Genomic DNA, 4012 nt, shown 5'->3' with positions numbered 1-4012 from the left:
TCCGGCGACGGCGCCCGGGTGCGGCGCGTGCGACGGACTGGGCGCCAGCCCGGCCGGCACCGGCAGCGCGCTGCCCTTGACGAACTGGTCCCAGGTGACGTTCCACGCGGTCCAGCCGTTGCCCTCGGTCAACTGGACCTCGGTGCCCTTGATGGTCACCAGGTCGCCGACCTGGGTGACGCCCATGAGCCAGTCCGCGGCGGCGGCGGAGAGGTTGGTGCAGCCGTGCGAGACGTTGATGTTGCCCTGGTCCCCCTCCGACCACGGCGCCCCGTGGATGAACTCGCCACCCCAGGTGAGGCGCTGGGCGTCCTCGACGTCGACCACGTAGGGGTCGGCCGATCCCCGGGTGTCGAAGGTCGTCTGCTGGTGCTTCTCCATGATCACCATGTTGCCGCTGGACGTGGGCGTGCTCGGCTTGCCCATGCTCACCGGGATCTTCCGCACGACCTTGCCGTCGCGGACGACGGACATCTGCTTGGTGGCGTTGTCGATCTCCAGTGCGACCTGCCGGCCGATCTTCGACGTGGCGGTCCGGTCCTCGTCACCGACCCTGTCCTTGCCGATCGGCAGGCCGGCGAGGCCGGCACGGACGCTGATGGTGGTGCCGGGTCGCCAGAAGTCGGGTGCGCGGTAGTAGACCTGACTGCCGTCGCCGACCCACGACCAGACGCCCGGCTGCGGCGGATTCGTCTTCACGAACAATCGTCGTTGGACGTCGTCCCGAGCCTCTTTCGGAATGGGCGGGTCGAATGCGACGGTGACCGGCATCGCGGTGCCGTACGTCCGATTACCGGCGAAATAGAGCGTGCTGGTGACGGCCGCGCCGGTCGGTTTCGGCATCGTCGTGAACGTCGTCTTCCGCGTGGTCGTCTTCCCGGAGTCGCCGGTCGCGGTCACCTCGGCCGTGTACGTGCGCTTCGGTTGCAGCGGCGCGGCCGGCACCCACCCCGACCCGTCCTCGCGCGGCTCCGCCCGAACCTGGCCGCCCTTGTCGTCGGTGATCCGGACGGCGGTGATCCGGCCGCCGGTGACCGCGGTGCCCACCTCGGCGGTGAGCGGCACGTCCCGGGCCCGGTCGGCGGGCGTGACGGTCAACTCGGGCGGGGCGGCCTGGCCCTGCGCCGGCCGACCGGCCGGCTTCCCCTCGGCGGTGCAGGCACCGAGGGCCAGAGGCGCGGCCGCGACGGTCACTGCGAACAGCGTGAATCGTCGCCTCAGTTCCATGATGCGTCCCCCCGTATTTGATGTCCCTCGGACACATTCTCTCCACCTCGCGCAGTTATGCGCGCAATTTTCACGAAATCGCCGGGACAATGGTGCGAACAATTCACGGGTCCACCCCGGAATGCGTTCATACACGCCGCGCCGCACGTCCTGCGCCCGTTCGACCCGACGACGCCCGCCCGGCCCCCTCGTCCCGCAGCGGCACCGTGAGGAACCGTCCGCCCGGTTCCCGCGACCGCGACGCCACGGTCGCCACCGCGTCAGGACGGGTCGTCGCCGTGGTTGCGGTCCCACCGCCCGCCGATCGGGGGCGTGTCCAGCCGCATCCCGGAGTCGGCGTTCCCGGCGAGGTCGTTGTCCTCCACCCGGCAGTCCACGCAACTGCCCCGGTCGGTGATCCACAGCCCGTGGTTCTGAGCGCTCGGTTCCCGGTTGTCCCAGATCCGGTTGCCGCGGATGGTCGCGTGGTCGACGGCCGCGTCGATGGTGATCCCGGCCCGGACCTGCGGCGCCGACGGCAGCTCGTACGGGGTCCCGGGTGTCGGGATCTGGCCGCTCCAGCCGGTCGACGAGTCCGGCCGGATCGGAGCGAGGGTGAGCGTGGTGTCGTCGTTGGCGGCGACCACCGCGATCTCCCGACCGACCCGTAGCACCTTGCCCCGGTGACCGTCGTTCGGCCATGTCGCCCGACGGTCCACGACCTCCTTCTCCCGGTAGCTGACGGAGTCGCCGTGCCCGGTCATCGCCGGCGCCCACTGCCGCCCGTTGTTACGGATGCGGTTGCCGACGACGAACAGGTCCCGCATCGGGCGGTCGATGCGGATCGCGTCGCCGCTGTTGCCGTAGAAGTCGTTCGATTCGATGACGATCTCCTCGGCCACCAGCTCCTCGGCGCCGCCGAGGCTGCGCTGGTGGTAGCCGTACCGTCCGTTGCCGCTGATCCGGTTGCCCCGCAGCGTGTACGGGCCGGGGGTGTTCCCGATGCTCACCCCGTCGCGCATGTTGCCGTCGATCACGCAGTCGGTCAGGATGCCACCCCGACCGGCGGTCCCGGTGGTGCCCTTCGCGGAGACGTTGAAGCCCGCCTCCAGGTTTCCCGTCATCGTGCAGGCGGAGACGATCAGGCCGTTGGCACCCCAGTCGGAGATGCCGAACCGGTTGCCCTGGGCGTGGCAGCCGATGATCCGGATGCCACGGGGGCGCAGTTTCCCGCCCTCCTGCAACTCCATGAAGATGCCGTTGGTGGCGTTGGCCACCGCGCTGCAGTTGATGACATTGAACCGCTCGACGCTGCCCCAGCCGCCGATCCCGACCCCGATGCCGGCGCCGCCCATCTCGGTGCCGTTGTCCAGCCGTCCGCACCCGGTGACGAGCAGCCCGTCGATGAGACAGTCCTGCAGAAAGTCGCAGCCCAGGCCGGTGGCGGCGGTGTGGTGGATGTACAGGTTGCGGAACACCCCACGGACCACGTACTGGAGGCCGAGCCCCTTGGCGAGCGGGTTGTAGTCGGCCGACGCGACGCCGGAACCGTCGATCTCGAAGTCGGCGAACATGCAGTCCGCCAGGTGCCGCTCCCGGCTGGCGCCGTGCAGTTGCGCGGTGTGGAACGCCAGCGGGGTCGGATCGGCGCGGTTGCCCGAGTTGCTCAACACGAACCGGGTAGCGCCCGGCCCGGCGCCGAGCAACGACACCCCGGTACGCCACACGGTTCCGGCGTCGCGGATGGAGTAGACCCCGGGTGGGCAGTAGATGATCCGCGCCCGCCCGTCGGCGGCATGCGCGTCACCGAGCCGGTTCACCAGCGCGGCCAGGGCCGGCTGGTCGTTGGTCGTGCCGTCGCCGGCCAGGCCGTGCTCCCGGGCGTCGCAGAGCAGCGGCGCGCCGGCGACCGAGTGCTGTCGCACCCCGACTGCGCTGGGCATGTCCGGATACGCCACCTGCGCCTCCCCTCGCGGATCGCGAGCGGCGCATTCCCGGGCGGCGGGGCGCGAAACGCGTCGGGTCCCGCCGCCCAGGAAGGGCGGTCGGGACCCCGCGCGCGTCAGACGTTCGCGATGAGCAGGGCGGGCTGCTCGACGCAGTCGGCGACGTGGCGCAGGAAGCCGCCAGCCACCCCGCCGTCGCAGACCCGGTGGTCGAAGGTGAGGCTGAGCTGGGTCACCTTCCGCACCGCGAGCTGTCCGTCGACCACCCACGGCTTGTCGACGATCCGCCCGACCCCGAGCAGCGCCGCCTCGGGGTGGTTGATGATCGGGGTGGAGCCGTCGACGCCGAACACGCCGTAGTTGTTCAGCGTGAACGTGCCGCCGGTGAGCCGGGCGGGCGGGAGCGTGCCGGCCCGCGCCGCCGCGGTGGTCTCCGCGAGCGCGGCGGCCAGCTCGGCGGTGGTGAGCCGCTGGGCGTCCCGCAGCACCGGGACGACCAGGCCACGGTCGGTCTGCGCGGCGATGCCCAGGTGCACCCCGGCGGACTGGACGATCCGCTGCCCTTCGGTGTCGACCCGGGCGTTGAGCTGCGGGTAGCGGCGCAGCCCGGACAGGCAGATCCGGGCCAGGAGCGCGAGGATGCTCACCGGCGCGTCCGGAGTGGCCGCGTTGATCGCGGCCCGGGTCTCCAGCAGCCCGGTAGCGTCCACGTCGACCCAGATGGTGACCTCGGGGATCTCCCGACGGCTGCGGGACAGCTTGTCGGCGATCGCCTTACGGATGCCGGTCAACGGGATGACCAGGTCCTCCGCGCCGGCCGGCAGGTCCGGCACGGCGGCCAGCGGCGCGGCCGGCGCGTC

The 4012-nt window shown here is 71.5% G+C and carries 3 protein-coding genes; all 3 read right to left on the bottom strand.

Features of this window, described 5'->3' with window-relative positions:
• Positions 1-1227: Ig-like domain-containing protein (locus AB0I76_RS24280; RefSeq protein ID WP_357039656.1), on the bottom strand; the 1227-nt coding region annotated here is incomplete at its 3' end.
• Positions 1228-1487: 260 nt separating this feature from the next.
• Positions 1488-3164, bottom strand: a complete 1677-nt coding sequence (locus AB0I76_RS24275; protein ID WP_357039653.1) for a right-handed parallel beta-helix repeat-containing protein — start codon at positions 3162-3164, stop codon at positions 1488-1490.
• Positions 3165-3268: 104 nt separating this feature from the next.
• On the bottom strand, positions 3269-4012 hold a 744-nt coding region (locus tag AB0I76_RS24270; RefSeq protein WP_357039650.1), incomplete at its 5' end, for a dihydrolipoamide acetyltransferase family protein.

This window comes from Micromonospora sp. NPDC049799, from assembly GCF_040656655.1.
GTDB lineage: Bacteria > Actinomycetota > Actinomycetes > Mycobacteriales > Micromonosporaceae > Micromonospora.
Note: the sequence above shows the minus strand (reverse complement) of the source record. Positions and strands in the feature narration are given on the sequence as shown.